This is a genomic window from Gardnerella sp. DNF00038 (genome assembly GCF_049262855.1).
In the GTDB taxonomy this organism is placed as follows: domain Bacteria; phylum Actinomycetota; class Actinomycetes; order Actinomycetales; family Bifidobacteriaceae; genus Bifidobacterium; species Bifidobacterium vaginale.
This window is the reverse complement of record NZ_CP058407.1, coordinates 1,409,731-1,430,465: the sequence shown is the minus strand read 5'-3', so window position 1 is coordinate 1,430,465 and position 20,735 is coordinate 1,409,731. Positions and strand designations below refer to the sequence as shown.

General features: G+C 38.6%; 17 protein-coding genes and 1 tRNA gene. 16 read left to right on the top strand and 2 right to left on the bottom strand.

Annotated features, from left to right (window positions below; genetic code table 11):
- The first annotated feature begins 17 nt into the window (after positions 1–17).
- The 6 genes from rpsK (at position 18) to HXT19_RS05445 (ending at position 4,635) form a co-directional block, all read left to right on the top strand.
- Positions 18–416 (top strand): 30S ribosomal protein S11, encoded by a 399-nt coding sequence (rpsK, locus tag HXT19_RS05470; protein WP_004105468.1) that lies wholly within the window; start codon positions 18–20, stop codon positions 414–416.
- Between the two features lie 79 nt (positions 417–495).
- Positions 496–1,491, top strand: coding sequence for a DNA-directed RNA polymerase subunit alpha (locus HXT19_RS05465; RefSeq protein ID WP_004114387.1), 996 nt, complete (start codon positions 496–498; stop codon positions 1,489–1,491).
- Positions 1,492–1,570: 79 nt separating this feature from the next.
- A complete protein-coding gene (rplQ, locus tag HXT19_RS05460) occupies positions 1,571–2,005 on the top strand; it encodes a 50S ribosomal protein L17 (protein WP_004114389.1) in 435 nt (144 codons plus the stop codon).
- A 153-nt stretch (positions 2,006–2,158) separates the two neighbouring features.
- A complete protein-coding gene (locus HXT19_RS05455; RefSeq protein WP_101887715.1) occupies positions 2,159–3,439 on the top strand; it encodes an Mbeg1-like protein in 1,281 nt (426 codons plus the stop codon).
- A gap of 78 nt (positions 3,440–3,517) precedes the next feature.
- A complete protein-coding gene (gene truA / locus HXT19_RS05450) occupies positions 3,518–4,450 on the top strand; it encodes a tRNA pseudouridine(38-40) synthase TruA (protein WP_101887714.1) in 933 nt (310 codons plus the stop codon).
- 99 nt (positions 4,451–4,549) lie between these two features.
- Positions 4,550–4,635 (top strand) — tRNA-Ser (locus HXT19_RS05445).
- 286 nt (positions 4,636–4,921) lie between these two features.
- On the opposite strand, the gene HXT19_RS05440 is transcribed toward HXT19_RS05445, so the two are convergent.
- Entirely contained in the window at positions 4,922–5,938 is a 1,017-nt protein-coding gene (locus HXT19_RS05440; RefSeq protein WP_004114395.1) for a LacI family DNA-binding transcriptional regulator, read from the bottom strand.
- Positions 5,939–6,136: 198 nt separating this feature from the next.
- Between HXT19_RS05440 and HXT19_RS05435 the strand changes: the two genes are divergently transcribed.
- The 8 genes from HXT19_RS05435 (at position 6,137) to HXT19_RS05400 (ending at position 16,587) form a co-directional block, all read left to right on the top strand.
- On the top strand, positions 6,137–7,360 hold the full coding sequence (locus tag HXT19_RS05435) for an ABC transporter substrate-binding protein (protein WP_004114397.1): 1,224 nt from the start codon (positions 6,137–6,139) through the stop codon (positions 7,358–7,360).
- Between the two features lie 8 nt (positions 7,361–7,368).
- Positions 7,369–8,334 (top strand): carbohydrate ABC transporter permease, encoded by a 966-nt coding sequence (locus HXT19_RS05430; protein ID WP_004114399.1) that lies wholly within the window; start codon positions 7,369–7,371, stop codon positions 8,332–8,334.
- Positions 8,331–9,152 carry a carbohydrate ABC transporter permease gene (locus HXT19_RS05425; RefSeq protein WP_004114402.1) on the top strand — a complete coding sequence of 274 codons (822 nt, stop codon included), beginning with the start codon at positions 8,331–8,333 and terminating at the stop codon, positions 9,150–9,152. Before HXT19_RS05430 ends, HXT19_RS05425 begins: the two co-directional genes overlap by 4 nt.
- A gap of 67 nt (positions 9,153–9,219) precedes the next feature.
- Positions 9,220–11,556 carry a glycoside hydrolase family 65 protein gene (locus tag HXT19_RS05420; RefSeq protein WP_180947120.1) on the top strand — a complete coding sequence of 779 codons (2,337 nt, stop codon included), beginning with the start codon at positions 9,220–9,222 and terminating at the stop codon, positions 11,554–11,556.
- Between the two features lies 1 nt (position 11,557).
- Positions 11,558–12,430, top strand: coding sequence for a DMT family transporter (locus tag HXT19_RS05415; RefSeq protein WP_004121002.1), 873 nt, complete (start codon positions 11,558–11,560; stop codon positions 12,428–12,430).
- Between the two features lie 7 nt (positions 12,431–12,437).
- The gene (pgmB, locus tag HXT19_RS05410) at positions 12,438–13,085 is read left to right on the top strand and encodes a beta-phosphoglucomutase (protein WP_101887712.1); all 648 of its coding nucleotides are present in this window, start codon (positions 12,438–12,440) and stop codon (positions 13,083–13,085) included.
- A 13-nt stretch (positions 13,086–13,098) separates the two neighbouring features.
- Positions 13,099–16,116 (top strand): glycoside hydrolase family 2 TIM barrel-domain containing protein, encoded by a 3,018-nt coding sequence (locus HXT19_RS05405; RefSeq protein WP_101887711.1) that lies wholly within the window; start codon positions 13,099–13,101, stop codon positions 16,114–16,116.
- A gap of 18 nt (positions 16,117–16,134) precedes the next feature.
- Positions 16,135–16,587 carry a hypothetical protein gene (locus HXT19_RS05400; RefSeq protein ID WP_101886607.1) on the top strand — a complete coding sequence of 151 codons (453 nt, stop codon included), beginning with the start codon at positions 16,135–16,137 and terminating at the stop codon, positions 16,585–16,587.
- A gap of 103 nt (positions 16,588–16,690) precedes the next feature.
- On the opposite strand, the gene HXT19_RS05395 is transcribed toward HXT19_RS05400, so the two are convergent.
- A complete protein-coding gene (locus tag HXT19_RS05395) occupies positions 16,691–17,896 on the bottom strand; it encodes an ROK family protein (protein ID WP_014554354.1) in 1,206 nt (401 codons plus the stop codon).
- Between the two features lie 222 nt (positions 17,897–18,118).
- Here HXT19_RS05395 and HXT19_RS05390 point away from each other — a divergent pair, with 222 nt between their 5' ends.
- Together HXT19_RS05390 and HXT19_RS05385 are read left to right on the top strand one after the other, a co-directional pair.
- Positions 18,119–19,603 (top strand): xylulokinase, encoded by a 1,485-nt coding sequence (locus HXT19_RS05390; protein ID WP_048730823.1) that lies wholly within the window; start codon positions 18,119–18,121, stop codon positions 19,601–19,603.
- 88 nt (positions 19,604–19,691) lie between these two features.
- Positions 19,692–20,729: a substrate-binding domain-containing protein gene (locus HXT19_RS05385; protein WP_013399756.1), complete on the top strand. Its 1,038-nt coding sequence runs from the start codon at positions 19,692–19,694 to the stop codon at positions 20,727–20,729.
- The last annotated feature ends 6 nt before the right edge of the window (positions 20,730–20,735 follow it).

The window sequence follows — 20,735 nt, the reverse complement described above, 5'->3', positions numbered from 1 at the left end:
TTAGGAAACGAGGGTCAATGGCAGCTGCAAAGCAAGCCTCGCGCAAGCCGCGTCGCCGGGACCGCAAGTCGGTACCGGTTGGGCAGGCGCATATTAAATCAACATTCAATAACACGATTATTTCCATCACCGATCCATCGGGTGCAGTCCTTTCTTGGGCTTCCGGTGGCGATGTCGGCTTTAAGGGTTCCCGCAAGTCGACTCCTTACGCTGCAGGTATGGCTGCTGAGTCTGCTGCTCGTAAGGCAATGGAACATGGCCTGAAGAAGGTCGACGTGTTTGTTAAGGGTCCAGGTTCCGGTCGTGAAACCGCTATCCGTTCCCTTCAGTCCGCGGGTCTTGAAGTCGGTTCTATTACCGACGTCACCCCACAAGCGCATAACGGCGTTCGCCCACCAAAGCGTCGCCGCGTCTGAGCACTCTTACGAATCCATCCATCCAACCCGCTTATGGGCGGCGAGTGCACCACCGACCAGAAGCTGAAAGGATACAAAAGTGCTTATCGCACAGCGTCCAACACTTACCGAGGAATCACTGAATCCCCAGCGTTCTCGCTTTACTATTGAGCCGTTGGAACCAGGTTTCGGATACACGCTCGGCAATTCGCTGCGTCGTACCCTATTGAGCTCCATTCCAGGTGCTGCCGTAACTTCGGTACGCATTTCTGGTGCTCTCCATGAGTTCACGACTCTGCCAGGTGTTGAAGAGGATGTCACTGAAATCCTGCTGAACATTAAGGGTATCGTACTTACAAGTGAGTATGACGAGCCAGTAGTGATGTATCTTCGCAAGAGCGGCAAGGGTGAAGCAACAGCTGGAGATATTACTCCTCCTGCTGGCGTCACTATTGCCAATCCAGAGATGCATATCGCTACACTTGCTGAAGATGGTGAGCTTGAAATTGAGTTCACCGTGGAGCGCGGTCGTGGCTATGTACCTGCTCAGATGAATAAGCAGGAAAACAGCGAAATCGGTCGCATTCCAGTGGATTCGATCTACTCACCAGTTTTGAAGGTGAGCTATAAGGTCGAAGCTACCCGCGTGGAACAGCGCACGGACTTCGATAAGCTCATCCTGGATGTGGAAACTAAGCCAGCTATTACACCACGAGATGCAGTTGCATCTGCTGGTTCGACTTTGGTTGAGCTTTTCGGTCTTTGCCGTGAGCTTAACGTCGATGCAGAAGGTGTTGAAGTTGGTCCAGCTCCAGTCATGGGAGAAGTTGATTCTCAGATGGCTACTCCGATTGAGGATTTGAATCTTACGCAGCGCAGCTACAACTGCTTGAAGCGTGAGGGAATCCACACTGTTGGTGAGCTGGTAGTACACACTGAGCAGGATTTGCTCGATATTCGTAATTTCGGCATGAAATCCATCGATGAGGTTAAAGAGAAATTGCAGTCTATGGGATTGTCTCTTAAGGCCTCGCCGCTTGGCTTTGACGCCAATAATCTCGAAGGTGGCACGTTCTTCTCGCCAGAAGACGAGTAAACAGTCCACCGCCAATCGTCGTGGTTTTTGGATGTTCGGGTTTTTGCCCACCTGAATTCTGCGACAATAAGGAGTAATAATGCCTACACCGAAACAAGGGCCTCGTTTGGCTTCTAGCCCAGCGCATGAGCGCCTGATGCTGGCCAACATGGCTACTAGCCTCTTCCAGCACGGTCGTATTGTGACTACTTTGCCAAAGGCAAAGCGTCTTCGTCCACTTGCTGAGCGTTTGATAACATTCGCTAAGCGTGGCGACTTGCATTCGCGCCGCCGTGTGTTGCGCGTGATCCGCAATAAGTCCGTTGTTCACATGCTTTTCACTCAAATTGCTGAGCAGATGAAGCAGCGTGAAGGTGGCTATACCCGCATCGTTAAGATGGCTCCTCGTCGTGGTGATACTGCTCCACAAGCTATTATTGAGCTTGTTGTTGAGCCAGTAAGCCCAAAGAAGGCTGTCGTTAAGGAAGCTGAGTCTGCTGCTAAAGTTGCTGCTAAAGAAGAAGCAGCCGAGTAGTTTAGATTAGCATCTTGATGCATCGGTAAGTAAATCTTTCGACGAGTAGTCGTCGTGTTTTAGATTTATTGAACGGGTTGGAGTTTTATCTCCAGCCCGTTTTTCTATATCTGATATATCTTTTCTATATCTGGTATCAATTATTATTGAAATATGACGAATATTCTCGATTTAGTGAATAACGATTTTACTAACTTTAAAGATAGAAAATTCAACGCCGTAGATTCGCTTATTTTATGCGAGTTGGCGTATGTTTGCATGCCTGAATCGATTCCAAAGTATAATGACGATTCTAACGCACTAGCAACCGTTCCTTTAAGCGAATTGCTTCGCGGTGAGGATTTTTCTTCAATGTTTAGCTCTGGTTCAGCTAAAGTTGATGATTTTCGTAAGAGTCTTCTTCTCGCTGTTGCAGCTAGTCCGCGATATAGGGGAATGCGAGTCGGCGAGGTTCTTGAGCGTTTTGACGAGTCGAAGGTTGATGATTCGTGTGAACAGCAGTTTGCTGCAGTTACTTTTGATTTGACTGATTGTGTTGGCTATAGATGTTTTGTTGTTGCTTTCAGGGGGACTGATAACACTCTTGTTGGGTGGAAGGAAGATTTTAATATGGCTTTTCGCTGCCCAGTTCCAGCACAAGAGTCTGCTGCAGAATATTTGCTCTCTATATCTAGGCGCGCGTGTAAAGATTCTTGCAAAAGTGGCGTTAAGAATAATATTTTTCATAGAATTTTTGGTTATTTTGCGAATTTGTTTGGGAAGAAGCCAGAGCAAGCTGATATGTCGCAAGCTGATACGCTGCAAAACGATATTGTGAATCAAAATAATGATTCTAAAATATTTGTTGTGGGTCATTCAAAAGGCGGGAATATGGCTGCATATGCGGCAATGCGTTTGGATGCAGAAAATCAACAACTTGGTGATCTTGTCAGTAAAATTTATTCTATGGACGGTCCTAGTTTTGGCTCGGATGTTGTTGATCCAAAGGTTTTTTCTCGTGTTGTTTCCAGAATCGAAAAAGTCGTTCCACAATCTGCTTTTATTGGATTGATTATGGATACTGGCGTACCGTATAAAGTTACGGTTGCTGAGTCGATTGGATTGATGCAACATTTTGGCATGTATTGGCAGGTTAAAGACGGAGATTTTGACTATTGTGATCATGTAACTCCGCGTGCGCTTGCTGTTTCTAAAGCTGCTAATGATTGGATGTTGAATTTGCCTTTCGAAGAGCGAAAACGCAGAATCGATAGTGTTTACAACGCTTTAACTAGCTTAGGATATCCTACTTTTGATGAAATTTCTGCGCATTGGTCGGAGCTTTTGCCGAAAATATTGAGCATAGCAACGCATATGGATTCAAAGACTTATGAGTTAATTCGTAATATTATGAGTGCGTTTACTGGTGTTGGTGGATCAGAACATAAGAATTGAAAAGATTATTGTTGCAGTCTGGCGACTAGGGCAACTAATATTCGGTTTTTATAATAATTGTTTTGGAAGGTTTTTTTGATGCGTCTTCGTTTGGATTTAGCTTATGATGGCGGTGATTTTTACGGTTGGGCTAGGCAGCCGAATTTAAGAACAGTGCAAGGCACTTTGGAAGACGCTTTATATAAAGTTTTGCGTGTGCATGATGGCGATTCCTGTTTTCCGCTTCGACTCACAGTTGCTGGTCGCACGGATACTGGTGTTCATGCTTCTTATCAGGTTTGTCATTTAGATGTAGAAGATGATATTTTACAAAATTGTGTTGGACACACAAATTTGACGCCTGTAAAAGCTTTAGAATATAGGCTTCGTGGGGTTTTGCCTAAAGATATTTCGATTCACAGTGTAAGAATTGCACCAAGCGGTTTTGATGCTCGTTTTTCTGCGCTTGATCGCACATACGTGTATAGGATTAGTGATGCGGCAAATCGCGAGAATTTGGATCCGCGTATGCGTGGTTTTGTGTTGCAAATTGATTACGATTTAGATGTCAATTCTATGAATCAGGCAGCACAGATGATTGTTGGTTTGCATGATTTTGGGTCTTTTGCTCGTCCAAATCCTGGTGGAACTACGATTCGCTGCGTTAAAAAAGCGGTTTGGAATCGCGTTTGTTTGGATGGTTGCGCGCCTGTTGGTTCGTCTATTGCTTCTAGATCAACTGGCAATATTCCACCTATTGAGCACGGTTTGATTGAGTTTACTATTGTTGCTGATGCGTTTGCACATAATATGGTTCGTTCTCTTGTTCAGGCTTGTGTACAAGTTGGTTGCGGTAAGCGTTCTGTTGACTGGTTTAAGGATAAGATTGAAAATCCGATTCGAGAAGGCTCTACTGGTCCTATTGCGGCTAATGGTTTGACTTTGGAATATGTTGAATATCCTCCGAAAGATCAACTTGAAGTTAGGGCTAATGCGATTCGCGCTCGTCGAACTCTTGAAGAACTTGATTGATTGTTTGCAAAATTCTCAACACAAATTTGTGTATATTCTAGGGTTGGTTTACAATTGAAAAGTTGCGTTTCTTTCTGCGTTTTGCAGTTTGCGCAAAATGGATGAATGTCCGAGCGGTCTAAGGAGCACGCCTCGAAAGCGTGTGAGGGTTACACCCTCCGCGAGTTCAAATCTCGCTTCATCCGCAAGCAGGGTTTCTAGCGATTGGCTAGAAGCCCTTTTTGTTTGCGTTTGTGTATTTTTGCCTGCGTTTGTTTCTTTTCGCCCGATATTGTTTCCAAAATCGCCAAATACGTAAACAATCTCGGGAAAATCGCTCGCGCGCTACGCTTTAAGCGCGAAGGCAGGTCTAGCGCCCGTGTTTGTAGTCAGATTTGCTTAAAAGAGAACAAATGCGGGAAAGATAGGCTTAGGTAATCGTGATTACCTTGTAGTGTATTTGTTCACAAAATAATGTGTGTTGTGGAGTAATTACACTGAGTCTCTTATTACTAATTTCATTTGAAGAATGGATGTTATTGGCTCTTGACCTTCAATCATTTTCATAGCAAGCTCAGCAGCTAATTGTCCTTCTTCATAGAGCGGCTGATGTATCGTAGTAAGCGATGGTGTTGTAGTTTGTGCAAGGTTATGATCATCGAAACCAATAACTGATACATCGTCAGGAACTTGTAGGTTGTATTGTTTTAATGCCTCAAGAACTCCTACTGCTATGCGATCAGATCCAGCTAATACTGCATCAACTGGCTTCTTTTGGCTCAGGATTTGCATCATTGCGGCAAATCCAGCAGCTGCATCCCATTGTGTGTAGATTATAGAATCTGGACTTAACTTAGTTCCAAAGACGGAAGTGTATCCTTTAATTCTGTATTGTGAAGCCGGATTATCGCGAGGTCCTACTATTGCTACAGGATGCTTTCTTCCGCGATCTACAATTGTCTGAGCAGCTAATTTAGCTCCTTTTGTATCGTCAGAATATACTACAGAAAACATACCTTGATAGCGTTCATTTGTGATTTGTCCTAACAATACTCCAGGGGTATGAAGTTTATTCATTATATCTAACAAGTAAGAATCAGTGTATGGAGATATATCAATGACTGCGTCAAAAGACCTACATTCCAAATGTCGTTTTACTCTTTGGCGTTCATCATCGCTGCTTGCTTGCAGTAACATCGGTAGATAAGAAGTCTGAGCTAATTTTGCAGTGATCCCTCCGATAAATGCTCCATAAGTTGGATCAGTAAATAATTCATTAAGTGGTTCAGTGACTAGTATTGCGATTGCTTCTGCTCTACCAGAAGCAAGTGCTCGTCCTTGAGCGTTTGGAACAAATCCCATCGTAGTTGCAAGAGCTTCTATGCGCTCAGTTGTACCTTTACTTATACGCGGAGAATGATTTAGTGCGCGTGATGCAGTTGAGCGAGACACTCCTGCAGCTGCAGCAACATCTGCAAGAGTTACTGCTTTTTTACGGGATGTGTTCATATGTCCTCAATGCGTGCAACAAATAAAAATCTATTATTATCATTATAATCTGCCAGAAGTATGATGCCGACACGCCGTAGGACAACCGATTGCACAAATGTATTTTTTTCGCTAGAATGACATTAAGCAATGATGCTAATCGGCGAATATACGTCGAATCCTTGCTGATAAATCACTGTGTTTAGCAAAGGAGTTTCTATGAAAAAGTCATCAATTTTATTTGCATGTGCATTGATTGCGTCAACATCAATGCTTTTGTCTGGATGCGGTTCTTCAACTGCTGATAATAGTAAAGTTCAACTTCGATTTGCTACATGGGATGTAGCGGAAGATGTTGATCGTCAACAGCAGTTAGTTGATAAGTTTAATTCTGAAAATAAGGATGTTCATGTAACGCTAGAAGCGTATGGTAAGGACTTTGACGCAAAAATTAGTGCTGGAATGGGTTCTCATGATGCGCCAGATGTAATGTATATGTGGAATTATCCTGGGTACGCAAATGGTCTCGAACCTCTTGATTCATACATTAAGAAAGAAGGTAAGTCTTACAAAGATGCTTTCTACCCAACTCTTTGGAATTATAACTCTTATGATGGCAAAACTTTAGGTCTTCCTGTTGGATTCACCACTCACGCATTGTATTACAATAAGGATATCTTTAAGAAAGCAGGAGTTGAAGAACCTACAAATAATTGGACTTGGGATGATGTTCGTTCTGCTTCGAAGAAGATTCTGAAAAAGACTGGCGTTAAGGGTTTTGCATATCAAATGAAACCTGATCCTTATGATTTTGAAATGTATTTGTGGAGTAATGGTGCAAAATATACTGATAAAAACGGTAATTTGAAAGGTAATGTAAATTCTGATAAAGCTTTAGAAGCATTCAAGCTCTTCCAAGATATGGGCAAAGAAGGCATTGCAGTTGCCACCGAATCTAATGGTACTGATGAATTTAGATCTGGCAATGTAGCTATGTTCGTTTATGGAGCTTGGGCTTTGAATACTTTTGATAAAGATGGGCTTAATTATGGGATTGTAAATATACCGTCATTTGACCATGCGAAGAAAAAGCCTGTTTCTATTTTAAGCTCTTCGGGTGTTGCTATGTCAAAGAATAGCAAACATAAGGATTTGGCATGGAAGTTTATGAAGTTCTGGACAAATGATGAGGCAAATAAGTCTCGTATCGGAACCGAATTACCTGTAAGAATAAGTGTTGTGAAATCAGAAGGTATGAATAAAAAGCCGCATTACCGCCCATTCTATGATATGTTGCAATTGTCTGATGGATTTACTCCAGCTAGTTTCATTGTTAAAGATTGGAGCAAAAAATCTGATCAGCTTTCTCTAGCTTTTGAAAAAATGTATAATCCAAGCTCTAGTGTATCTCCTAAAGATGCTCTGTCAGAAGTGTTGAAATAGAGCATATTATGAGTGTTATATCTAATAGGACACAGGGGCTGACTGCGTCAGTGTCTCGGCGTATTTGGCCCTATCTTTTTATTGCTCCTTGGATTATTGGATTTTTGGTCTTTACATTAGGACCGCTGCTTTTATCATTTGCTATTAGTTTCTTTGATTGGGGAATAACTGGATCTCCAGTTTTTCGTGGGCTAGGAAACTATAGTGAGATGTTGTTCAATGATGTACAATTCTGGAATGCGTTGTGCATTACGCTTAAATATGCGGCGATTTTTGTTCCATTAAATCTAATAATCGCTCTGTTTCTTGCTGTACTTATTGCTATGCCTGTGAAGGGAGTAAGATTCTTTAGAACATTGTTTTATATTCCATGTGTTATCTCAGGAGTTGCAGTTTCTATAATTTTTGGGTGGATACTAAATGGAAATTATGGTGTTCTTAACTATCTTCTATCTTTCTTAGGAATTAAAGGTCCACAATGGCTTGTTGATCCAAAGTGGGCATTGTTAGCAGTAATTATTGCTAGTGCATTTGGTGTTGGTAGTATGATGCTTATTTTTTATACAGATATAAAAAATATTCCAATAGAACTATATGAGGCGGCTGCTATTGATGGTGCAGGTATGACTAGGCAATTCTTCAATGTTACATTGCCTATGATTACACCTACTCTATTATTTAATTTGGTTACATCTATTATTACCTCTTTCCAACAGGTAACTTTAGTGATGCTTTTAACCAATGGCGGACCTCTAAAATCAACCTATTTTTACGGTTTGATGACATACGAAAATGCCTTTAAATTCCATAGATTAGGTTATGCGAGCGCGAATGCTTGGGTGATGTTTATTATCGTACTGTTATTAACTGCGTTAGTTTTTCGTTCGTCCAGCGCTTGGGTGTTCTATGAGACTGAGGGTCGAAATGCAGCAAAAAATATAAAGAAATTTGGGCGTAAGAAGGTTGTGCTATGAAAATGTCTATCCAGTCTAAGGTGGTTGTGTATGCCTTATTGGTAATGGTTGCAATTTATTTCTTTGCACCATTTGGGTATATGTTGTTTTCAACATTAAAAACATCTTCTGAAGCTATTGCATATCCACCTACACTTTTTCCAAAAGAATGGCACTGGGATAATTACGTCACAGCTTGGAATTCTCAACCTTTTGGAACATTTTTCATGAATTCTATGATAGTGACGGTATTTACTACAATTGGTCAGATTCTTTCTTGTTCACTTGTTGCGTATGGATTTGCTCGTTACAATTTCCGAGGGAAGAATGTTCTTTTTATCATTTTGCTAAGTACGATGATGATTCCTTGGGATGTAACAATGATTCCTCAGTATATGGAATTTAAGGCTTTTGGTTGGATAAATACATTGCTCCCGTTGATTGTACCAGCGTTCTTTGGATCAGCGTATTACATCTTCTTATTGCGGCAATTCCTTCTTGGAGTACCAAAAGAATACGAAGAAGCTGCACGCATTGATGGCTGTAATGACTTGCAGATTTGGTGGAAAGTATATATGCCAATCATGCGACCGTGCCTCATTCTAATTGGTTTGTTGAACATTATTACCGTGTGGAACGATTATTTAGGACCTTTGATTTTCTTGCAAGATCGTAGTAAGTACACGCTTGCGTTAGGCTTGGCATCATTCAAAGGTGTGCATCAAACGCAAATTATTCCAATGCTTTGTATTACTGTCGTGATGATTATTCCTCCAGTTATTGCTTTCTTAGCTGGTCAGAAGTACATAGTTGAGGGAACTAGTGGTTCAATAAAGTAAAAGTAGTTTTTCTATTTCTTCAGTGTTTGTCATTGTATATATTTTCGCAAAAAAGGGGGATTGTTCTATGCTTATGAATTCTGATATTTTCAGCGTGTTTGATAGCGATTGGTGTATAACAGAAGATTCATATTGCTCTGAAAAAAATTTACAATATGAGAGTTTGTTTGCATTATCAAATGGTTATTTAGGAATTCGTGGTGCTCATGAAGAAGGAACTAGTGTTTCTCTTCCTTATGTGTATATAAACGGCATATTTGATAAATCCGAAACTTTTATGAAAGAATTAGCAACATTACCTAATTGGTTAGGCGTTCGCTTATATCTTGAGAAGCAGTGTATAGGTATTGAAGATTGTGAAATTATACAATATCGTAGATGGCTCGATATGAAACGTGCTTGTCTACGACAATATACTGTGTTGCGTGATAAAAAAGGGCGTGATACGCAGATTGATACATTGCGATTTGTGAGTCGCGCTCATCGTAATCGTATGGCAGTTGTGGTTCGAGTAATTCCATTAAATTACAATGGTTTGTTGGAAATAGAACACACTATTGATGGGTCTATTATCAATTTTTGCGATGCTCCACGATTTAAAGTAAAGCATACAGAGCTAATACGTAATAATAGTTTAAGTTCTGATGGTACGTATTTAGAAGTGGCTACACGTGATGACAATATTCATGTTGCAGTTGGTGCAAGATTGTTGGGATATGAATACGACAATAATTTTGAGTCTACTGTAAACATATTACAGAATCGTTGTTTTCATGCTTTTGGAGAACGAGGTGTTGAATTTTGTGACGTTTCTGTTCAATGCAAAAAACCTATTATTCTCGTGAAATATGTTGCAGTAAAAGATAGTAGAGATACACCTGTTGATCATTTGTTTGAAGATGTAGAGTCAGAAATAAATGCAATGATTCTTGATGGTGTAGAAAAAGAACTGCAAAATCATATCGCGGTGTATGAGAAGATGTGGGATCACGCGGATATTGAAATTGTAGGAGATAATGAATTAAATCGTGCAATACGATTCAATATTTTTCATCTTATGAGTTCTGCGAATGAAGAAGATAATAGAGTTAATATTGGTGCTAAGTTATTAAGTGGAGAGGAATATGGAGGGCACGCTTTCTGGGATAGCGAGTTGTTCATGTTGCCATTCTTTGCTTTTGTGTTTCCAAATACTGCGCGTAAGTTAGAAGAGTATAGATATAATCTTTTACCAGCAGCTAAGAGGAATGCGAAAAAGAATGGACTACTAGGGGCTCAGTACCCATGGGAGTCAGCTGATGACGGATCTGAACAATGCCCAGATTGGACGATTGAGCCAGATGGTACTTGTTATCGTTGCTATGTTGCGCAATATGAGCAGCATGTGACTGCTGCAATTGCTTTTGGTGTTGCTAAGTATTTGCAAATTACTCATGATCACGAATTTTTATATTCAAAAGGAATAAATATTTTATTAGAGACTGCTCGTTTTTGGGTAAGTCGTTGTGAGTGGGTAGAAAAATATTCTCGTTATGAGATTAATCAAGTTACAGGTCCTGATGAATGGCATGAGCCAGTTAATAATAATACATATACAAATTATCTAGCGCGTTGGAATATACGTTATTCTTTGCAACTATTATCACAAATAAAAGTGGCAAAACCTGAAAAGTATAGTGAAATTATTCATAATTCTGACCTTACTCAAGAGGAGATTGCTCATTGGAAGTATGTAGCAGATCACATATATCTTCCGAAAGATTGTAATGGAATTATTGAGCAATTTGAGGGATACTTTAATTTGAAAGATGTAGTTATTAGTCAATATGATGAGAATGATTGGCCAATTCGTCCATCTGCATTGAAAGAGTATCCAGTAGAGAAAACTCAGATTATTAAACAGCCTGATGTTGTGATGCTAATGCATCTTTTGAGGAATGAGTTTTCTGAAGAAGTGGTAAAAAACAATTATCATTTTTATGAAGCTAGGACGCTACATGGTTCTTCTCTTAGTCCTAGTATCCATGCCATTATGGGTCTTGTAGTTGGAGATGACTCTAAAGCATATCGTTATATAAAGAGGTCTGCTACACTCGATTTACTTAATTTACAGGGTAACACACGCGAAGGGATACATGCTGCTAATGCTGGTGGAGTGTGGCAAACTGTTATTTTTGGATTTGCTGGCATAAATATTAATGCTGAAAATGTATTGACTATAGATCCTAAACTTCCATCTCGATGGAAGTCTATAGTTTTCAGATTGCATTATGCTGGTAGATGGTTGGAAATAAATATATCAGCAGATAAAGTTGAAGTTCACATGTTGCAAGGTAGCAGCATGAAAATTCTAATACATGGTGCACCAGTAGTTATAAATGGGTGTGCTGAGGATGGTATGTAGTATGCGTCGTAAATTGGCAATAATTGGTTTAACTGTTGTTACTGCTATATGGGGTGGTGGATTTGTAGCAAGTGATATAGCACTAGGCTCATTTGCACCAATGCAAATAATGACAATACGATTTGCTATTGCTGCATTGGTTATGCTTGTAATCTCTGCTAAGCAATTTACTGTCATTAATTATAAGGAGATTTTAGCTGGCGTAGGTATGGGTGTAGCTTTGTTTGCAGGTTTCTCCTTACAAACATTTGGGCTTCAGTATACAACGCCATCAAAAAATGCTTTTATTACTTCTCTGAATGTCGTAATTGTTCCTTTTTTGAGTATGTTTTTATTTAAAAAACGTGTAGGCGTGAAGGAGATTGTAGGAGCTATTTTATCCGTTTTAGGTGTCGCAATACTTTCTTTAAGTAATAATTTTACGATTTCCTTTGGTGATTTGCTGACATTGCTTTGTGCTTTAGGTTTTGCTAGTCAGATTGTCCTAACTGGAATATTTGTAAAAGTTTATAGACCTAATGTACTCAATTGTATACAAATGTGTACTGCGTTTTTATTGTCATTTATTGTAATGCAATTTACTGGAGAATGCCATTGGATTGCTTCGCCAAACGGTTGGATTAGTGTAATTTATCTTGGTTTTATAAGTACGACTGTGTGCTATCTTCTGCAAACAGCATGTCAAAAATACGTTAATGAAACGCAATCAGCCATTGTGTTATCTTTAGAGGCGGTCTTTGGCACTTTATTCTCAATTATATTGCTTAATGAAATAGTAACCATTCGTATGATTATTGGCAGTGCAATTATTTTGTGCGCAGTGCTCATTTCTAGTCTTCCTTCATCATTTATACGTCGTTCAACAAAGGAGTGATATAACAATGTATAAGTACGAGGCTGTTATTTTTGATTTAGATGGAGTTATTTGTAAAACTGACAAGTATCATTATCTTGCTTGGAAACATATAGCAGACGAACTAAATATTGAATTTAATCAAGAGATAAACAAACGATTACTTGGCGTTAGCAGAATGGAAAGTTTTGATATTATTCTCGAAAAGTACAAAGGTCAAATGACTGACAAAGAAAAAATAAAGTGGACGGATCAAAAAAACGAATATTATCGTAGTATGCTTTCTCAGATGAGCCCAGATGACATATTGCCAGGAGTAAAAGAAGTTATGGAGTCGCTTCGTTGTGATGGAATAAAATTGGGGCTTGGATCATCTAGTAAAAATGCTAAGTATATTCTTCATCAGATTCAACTTGATGATTATTTTGATGGAGTGTGTGATGGTAATGATATTACACACTCAAAGCCAAATCCAGAGGTTTTTGTTAAAACTGCGCAATTATTGCAGTGTGAGGCATCTAAGTGTCTTGTTGTAGAAGATGCCATAGCTGGAATTGAAGCGGCCCATGCTGGATGTATGGATTGTGCTGCTTTTGGTAGTATTGCAATTTCATCGCTAAAAGCTGAGTATAATATCCATGCATTTAGCGATTTGCTAGCAGTATTTCGTAAGTAAATGGGGTTTAACAATGGTAGAAAGTGTTAATGATTGGGAGAACCCTTCGTTGACTGGTAAAAATAGATTACCGGCTCGAGCATATTTTTTAAGTTATGAGTGTTCTAGTTTAGCAAAAACTTATAAGCGTGAATTTGCGCATGGATATGTATGTTTAAATGGAAAATGGAAATTTGCATTATTGAACAGTCCCAATTCTGTCCGAAAGTATATGAAAACAGAATTACAATCCAATTGGGATGAAGTAAATGTTCCTCATATGTGGCAGTTTGATGGTTATGGTCAACTGCAATATACTGACGAAGCATTTCCTTTTCCTGTTGATCCTCCTAGAGTTCCAACTTTGACTCCAACGGCTGTTTATCAGAAGGAAATAATAATTTCATCTATTGACGATGATGAAGAGATTATTTTGCGTTGCGACGGTATTGAAAGTTATGGTGAAGTCTATCTAAATGGCAGATATGTTGGAATGACAAAAGGATCACGTCTTTCTGCTGAATTTGATATTACTGAAGCCGTAGTTGAAGGCACGAATTTATTCGCTATCGTTGTAATGCAATATTGCGATGGAACGTATCTTGAAGATCAAGATATGTGGTGGGCTAGTGGAATTTTTCGTGATATATATGTATATCGTAGACCAAAGGTACATTTGAAAGATTTCTTCGCTCGCACTCATTTATTAGATGATGGTAGAGCCTGTTTATCTTTTGATGCTACAATAAGCGGAACTTCTTCTTTTTCATGCAGTATTGAGGATAACGGTATTGTGGTTTCGCGTATTGAGCAAAAGGTTCCAAATGGAGAAGTACATACAAAAATGTATATTGACAATCCGCATCTTTGGAATCCTGAAGACCCATATTTATATGACATGGTAATTACTGTTACAAGTGATACTGGATCTAACGAAGTTGTGTCGCATCGTCTTGGGCTCGTTGAAATAAGCATTAAAGATGGTCTCATGTATCTTAATGGTAAGTATTTTGTTATGCATGGAGTTAATCGTCATGATTTTGATCAGAATAAAGGTCGTGCTATTGATATTGCTGATGTGAAACATGAGCTTATAATGATGAAACAGCATAATATAAATGCAATACGCACTTCTCATTATCCTAATGATCCTAGGTTTTATCAATTATGTGATGAGCTTGGTTTTATGGTTGTTGCTGAAACTGATCTTGAATGTCATGGATTTGAACATGTTGGTAATATCTCCATGATTAGTGATGATTCTGATTGGCAACTAGCTTATGTGTCACGCATTGAACGTGAAGTGTTTCAAGAGCGTAATCATGCGTGTATTGTTATGTGGTCTCTTGGTAATGAATCGGGGTTTGGATGTAATTTCCGGGCTATGTACCATAGATGCAAAGAGCTTGACCCAACGCGACCAGTACATTATGAGGAAGATAGGTTTGGTGAAGTTGTTGATGTTCTTTCAACTATGTATTCGAGAGTTTCTCAAATGAATGATTTTGGTGAACATCCAACAAAAAAGCCAAGAATATTGTGTGAATATGCACATTCTATGGGCAATGGTCCTGGTGGGTTACAGGAATATCAGAAGGTTATTGATTGTTATCCTAGTATTCAAGGGCATTTTGTTTGGGAATGGTGTGATCATGGAATTGCTCAAGTTGATTCACAGGGTCGTTCATATAATGCGTATGGCGGAGATTTTCATGATTATCCAAATGATGGCAACTTTAGCATCGACGGTCTTGTTTTTCCGTGGAAAGAGGCAAGTCCTGGTCTATTAGAGTATAAACAGGTTTTATGTCCAGTTCATGTAGATTTAGATGGTGAATATATAGTTATAACCAATAAGCGTTATTTTACTGACCTTGATGATATTCGTATTGATCTCTCATTGAGTGAGAATGGTCGTGCCATCTATAATACGACTATCTCTCCGGGAGAGTTACATCCTTCTAATACGATGCGTGTGAAATTAAATATTCCTAAATTAGGTTCAAATGTTGGGGAGTTATTAATAACTGCTTATGTTTATAGTTTGCATCGTTATTGGTGGAATGATGAGCATTCTCCGCTTGGTGTATATCAGTATTGTTATAGGACTGGTAATATAAAACTGCCATGTTCGCAAGAAAAGTGTTCTGTATCTCGACCAGATATTAAAGTTGATGAAGACTATATTGTTATCACATCGAAATCGCAGAAATATGTATTTGACAGAATTTCTGGTGATCTCATACATTGGTACAATGCTTCCTATGATATGATTAAAGCTCCGATTCATTTTGATATTTGGCGACCTCTTATTGATAATTATAGACAAGAGTACAATGAATTATGGAAGCCTAATTTCTTAGATATTATGCAATTAGATACTCGTTCCGTTAATTGGAAGAGTTGTGATGATATTGTTGAAGTCACTGTAGAGCAGAGATTTGCTCCTCCCGTATTATCGTTCGGAATGAAATTAAATAGTAGGTATGTTGTAAATTCGTCTGGAGTACTTAATCTTGAAATACGTGCTGAGGCTTATGGTAGTTATAAAGATATTATTCCGCGTGTGGGATTAACTTTTGCTATGCCTCGAGAGTATGACAATATTACTTGGTATGGTCGTGGTCCGGGTGAAACATATCCAGATTCTTGTAGTTCTCAAGTTGTTGGACTCTGGGAAGCCAGTGTTGACGATATGATCACTCCATACGTTCGTCCGCAAGATTATGGAAACCATCAAAATACGCGGTGGGTATCTGTGCGTAATAGTAGTGGGGTAGGTATTTTAGTAACGCGTTTGTCTAGTAGTTCTATGACTGATGGATTCTCTTACTCTGCTTGGCCGTTTACTTCCAATACTATTGAACAGGCGAAGCATAGAAATGAATTACATGAAGATGATCTTGTTACAATAAATCTCAATGATCAAATATTGGGTTTGGGATCTAACTCATGGGGCAGTGAGGTTTTAGATTCTCATAGAATTCGTTTTGAGAATTGTAATTTCGCTTTTTCCTTTATGCCTATTTGCGATAATGCAACAATGGATTGATATGAAAAGAAAGATATTATGCGTATTTATAACGATGTTTCAGAATTTGAAGTATGTATAAATGGAAGTCGAAAATGGAAGCGTTTTATTGAGGCTATTGGTAAGGTCAAGTGTTTATCTAATGATGAGGCTTACTCTATAGGGGATTCTATTACATTTTGGACTCATGATTTGCGATGCGTTGTTGAAAAACGGTTTATAGGTTCGAGACGATATCAAACTGCGTTGTATTCTGTAAGCGGTACTGCTTATATTGATATTGCTGATAAAGGAAATTTGCTACCAGTTGAGCGTTACAGTGATTTAAACGATCGTGAATATTTCGTAGGTTCTGGAGAGACCGTTCAGTTACATGAAGGCGGCATTCTTCTTATTGATATGTCCGAGGCGTTTAAAATACTTCAGCAATCTTATGGCGTATTGATGCAGGCTCAGGTGACAGTTGAAGGTTTTAGCTTCCCTAATAAGTGAATACAATGCGTACTGCAAGTTTATATATTCACTTCGTATAAAATAGCCAGAATTTATATTTTGTATGTCGTATACAAATGTGTTATGCAAATAATGTAATGAGTTATATATCTGAAGACATGGATTGTATAGGGTAGTATGACAAAGCTTCCTTAGACTTTTTAATCCATAATTCTGGAGTATTTAAGAATTCGTTCATACCTTTCCATGCTGCCCCTAATGCTGATGCATTACCTGGAACAATAGATTTCATTATTTCTATAGATGACCAGTTTGAGCATATTGCTCTTTCTTTAATAGTCTCAATTATTTTATCTTTTACAGAATCGAAAATTTCTGAATATATTCCATCAAATATAAAAACTGGCATGTCAAATATATTTATAAATGATGATATTGCTATTCCAAGCTTTTCTGCTGCTATATTTGCGGCTCGAGTTGCAGCAGGCTCATTTCTGAATAGTGCTGCATAAAAATTATTTATCGATGCATTTTCTCCTAGTTTTCCTTCCCTTATTAAGGCTCGACTTCCAGCAAAGCTTTCTAAACAGCCTGTATGCCCACACGAACAATTAGATTTTCCCGATGATACAAAAACGTGCCCGAACTTTCCGCCCCAATTATTGCACCCTTGTTCAAAAGTGTTATTTTTTATTAATGCTGTGTCTATGCTATTGCCGCTATGTATATAGAGAAAATTCGGTATTGTATTACCTTTTTTGTTTCTTAAATAGATTTCTGCATATGCTCCAGCTGCAGCAAGGTCTATAAATGATATTGGTATGAATTCTAAGTTATTATCTTTGTCGTTCTTATTGTAGAAGTCAGATAAATCAACGTGGTTCCATTTAAGATTTGGGCTTGATATTTTGTGTTGTTCAGTTGTATTCATTAAACCGCTAATTGCTATAGATATTGATACTGTTGGAAGATTTGCTTTTTGCAATTTTTGCTTCGTTGAGTAAATAATGTTTTTGATTTTTTTCAATATTATTGTAGGATTTGTGTCATTTATTTGTTCATAATATCTTGAAAGAATATTTCCAGATATGTCTATTACACAGGCTTCCAAATTTGATTTTGATAAAGATAATCCTATTGATGCATAAGTATGTAATGATGGGGTCAGTGGTACTGCTGGTCTTCCTGATCCAGTTATTTCTGAATGTAATTCGCTAATTATTCCATATTCTATTAGTGAATCTACCAAACGTGTAAGAGTTGACCTATTTAATCCAGTTATTCTTGCTAATTCTGCTCTAGAATAATGTTTGTTGCTTGAAGTCAGTGTGTTAGCTATTAACGTCAAATTATGGTTTCGAATGGATTTTGACCGTGCTGGATCGAGTCGATTATTGTATAGCGACATCGCGCTTGTGTGTTTACTGTAATCCATCAACTGCATATATATAGTATGCCGTACATGTTGGAATTGTTAAGATATTTTTGTTGCTCGTGTAGACAAAGTTAATTATTTGACGTATTATGTTGCATAAAGCAATTAAACCTGACGATGGTGTTGGGAGGTAATATGAGTATTCATAAATTGGTAGCGGGTGTTGACTCTTCTACTCAATCATGCAAGATAGTTATTCGCGATTTGAAAACTGGCGCATTAGTAAGGTCTGGTTCTGCCAAGCATGGTCGAGGTACTGAAATAAATCCTTATGTTTGGCGTAATGCTTTTGATGAAGCTGTTAAACAAGCCGGCGGATTGGATGATGTAGTCGCTATATCTATAGCAGGTCAACAGCATGGTATGGTTGCGCTTGACAACAATGGTAACGTAGTTAGAGATGCTATTTTATGGAATGATACAAGATCTGCAATTGATGCGTATGAATTAATAAACGAATTTGGAAATGGTTCTACTGAAAATGGAAAATTAAAATGGGCTAAGTCTGTCGGTAGTGTTCCAGTCGCATCTTTAACCATTACCAAACTCAGATGGATGAATCGTGAAGAACCTGATAATCTAAAGAGAACTGCAGCTATTGCACTTCCTCATGATTGGCTTACTTGGGTTTTAAAAGACGGTAAAGACATAAATACTTTAACAACTGATCGTTCAGAAGCATCTGGAACTGGATATTTTTCTTCAGAAGATAATGAATACAAGAGAAGTATAATCTCTATGGCTGCTGGAGATGATTTTGCAAGTAAAGTTGTTTTACCTCGAGTGGTAGGACCTCATGAGTGTATCGGTGAATCAAATATTTGTGGCGTTAATATGAAGATTGGTCCAGGAGCTGGAGATAATGCAGCTGCTGCTCTTGGGTTGGGTCTAAAGCCAGGGGAAGTTGTTTTATCTATTGGTACTTCTGGGGTTGTGTCTTTGGTGTCTAAAGTTCCAATTCACGATTCAAAAGGATATGTTACGGGTTTTGCAGATGCTACAGGAAATTATTTGCCACTTGTTTGTACGTTAAACGCATCTAGAGTAATTGATTCGTTTAGGCAAATTTTGCATATGACACATGAAGAATTTTCGCATTCTGCTTTGTGTGCTCCTCCTGGATCAGAAGGATTGGTTGTTCTTCCATATTTTGAAGGAGAAAGAACGCCGAATTTGCCAGATGCGACTGGTGCAATACATGGAGTTACTTGTGAGAATTTTACTCCTTCAAATATTGCACGTGCTGCGATTGAAGGAATGCTATGCGGAGTTGGTGTCGGAATAAAAGCTATGACATCTCTAGGAATGAAAGTTAATAAGATTAATCTTATAGGAGGCGGCGCTCAGTCTGAGGCTGTTAGAAGAATTGCTCCATGCGTTCTTGGATTGCCTGTCAGTGTACCAGAATATAGCGAATATGTTGCGGATGGAGCTTCAAAACAAGCTGCGTGGGTTTATTGTGGTGGTTCTGAGCCTCCAGAATGGGTGCCTAGATTGTCTAGTGAGTATATAGGTGATTATGTTCCATTTATTGCAGAGCGATTTAATGAAGTTTCTGAACGTTTTATAACGCGTTCAGAAGCTGTAGATTGTATGGCAATAGATACGATAAAACATTGAAACTAATATATATCGATAATCGTAAAAAATAATATTTATAGTTTATAAATTAAAAAATCATATGCATCACTAATCAAAGGAGAATAAGATGCGTAAATCAATGAAAGTAACATTGGCAACGATGCTGACTGTTGCGTTTTTAGCTCCTATGTCAGCATGTGGATCAGGTGGTCTAATAGGATCAAAGCAATCGTCAAAAAATGGAAAAATAAAAATGGTTCTTGTTGCCAAGCAAGAGGGAATTCCATGGTTTGATGATATGCGAAGTGGTGTTGAACGTTTTGGTAAAGATCATGAAGGAGAAGTTGAAGTTAAACAAATTGCTCCAGATTCTGGTGATTCTGCAAAGCAGGCTCAGATGATTTCTGATTTAATTTCGCAAAACGTCAAAGCTATTGTTGTTGTTCCAAATGATCCTCAAGCTCTTAAGCCAGTAATAAAGCAAGCTAAGGCTAAAGGCATAGTTGTTATTTCTCACGAAGGTGGCAATATTGCTGATGATGTTGACTATGATATAGAAGCATTTAAGAATAAAGACTTTGGTGAGGGATTCTGCAAGCCTCTTGCTGATGGAATAGGTGGTAAGGGCAAGATAGCAGCGATAGTTGGTTCAAAGACGATGGAAACACATATGGCTTGGTACAAGGCATGTAAGTCTTTGATAGAAAAAGAATATCCAGATATTTCATTCGTATCTGACGAACCGTATGAAGATAACAATAATGATGATACTGCTCGAAAGGTTTCAACGGAGATACTTAATGCGCATCCAGATTTGAAAGGACTATTTGGCACATCCGTTTCTGCAGGAGCTAATATGGCTGCTGTTTTGAAAGAGCGAGGAAATAAAAACGTATTTGTTTCTTCTCTTGGTATTCCATCTGTTGATATGCCTTACATAAATGAAGGTTGGGTTAAGTATGCTAAAGCTTGGCGTCCTGCTGATGCTGGTTACGCAGCTCTATCTCTTGCATATAACAAGATTAAGGGCAAGAAGATTAGTAATGGTACAAACCTAAATGTAAAAGGTTATGAAGATATTCAAGTTGATGGTCATCAAGTAAGAGGTAATGCTCCTATGGTTCTTAAGAAAGGTGATTTCCCAGACGGAAAGTATCCTTTCTAATCTTTT

Excerpts from the sequence above, each read along its gene's own strand:
- truA (WP_101887714.1), top strand. The coding sequence starts at position 3,518 with ATGCGTCTTCGTTTGGATTTAGCTTATGATGGCGGTGATTTTTACGGT.
- HXT19_RS05455 (WP_101887715.1), top strand. The coding sequence starts at position 2,159 with ATGACGAATATTCTCGATTTAGTGAATAACGATTTTACTAACTTTAAA.
- HXT19_RS05440 (WP_004114395.1), bottom strand. The coding sequence starts at position 5,938 with ATGAACACATCCCGTAAAAAAGCAGTAACTCTTGCAGATGTTGCTGCA.
- HXT19_RS05400 (WP_101886607.1), top strand. The coding sequence starts at position 16,135 with ATGCGTATTTATAACGATGTTTCAGAATTTGAAGTATGTATAAATGGA.
- HXT19_RS05430 (WP_004114399.1), top strand. The coding sequence starts at position 7,369 with ATGAGTGTTATATCTAATAGGACACAGGGGCTGACTGCGTCAGTGTCT.
- HXT19_RS05405 (WP_101887711.1), top strand. The coding sequence starts at position 13,099 with ATGGTAGAAAGTGTTAATGATTGGGAGAACCCTTCGTTGACTGGTAAA.
- pgmB (WP_101887712.1), top strand. The coding sequence starts at position 12,438 with ATGTATAAGTACGAGGCTGTTATTTTTGATTTAGATGGAGTTATTTGT.
- HXT19_RS05390 (WP_048730823.1), top strand. The coding sequence starts at position 18,119 with ATGAGTATTCATAAATTGGTAGCGGGTGTTGACTCTTCTACTCAATCA.
- HXT19_RS05415 (WP_004121002.1), top strand. The coding sequence starts at position 11,558 with ATGCGTCGTAAATTGGCAATAATTGGTTTAACTGTTGTTACTGCTATA.
- HXT19_RS05435 (WP_004114397.1), top strand. The coding sequence starts at position 6,137 with ATGAAAAAGTCATCAATTTTATTTGCATGTGCATTGATTGCGTCAACA.
- rpsK (WP_004105468.1), top strand. The coding sequence starts at position 18 with ATGGCAGCTGCAAAGCAAGCCTCGCGCAAGCCGCGTCGCCGGGACCGC.
- HXT19_RS05420 (WP_180947120.1), top strand. The coding sequence starts at position 9,220 with ATGCTTATGAATTCTGATATTTTCAGCGTGTTTGATAGCGATTGGTGT.
- rplQ (WP_004114389.1), top strand. The coding sequence starts at position 1,571 with ATGCCTACACCGAAACAAGGGCCTCGTTTGGCTTCTAGCCCAGCGCAT.
- HXT19_RS05385 (WP_013399756.1), top strand. The coding sequence starts at position 19,692 with ATGCGTAAATCAATGAAAGTAACATTGGCAACGATGCTGACTGTTGCG.
- HXT19_RS05425 (WP_004114402.1), top strand. The coding sequence starts at position 8,331 with ATGAAAATGTCTATCCAGTCTAAGGTGGTTGTGTATGCCTTATTGGTA.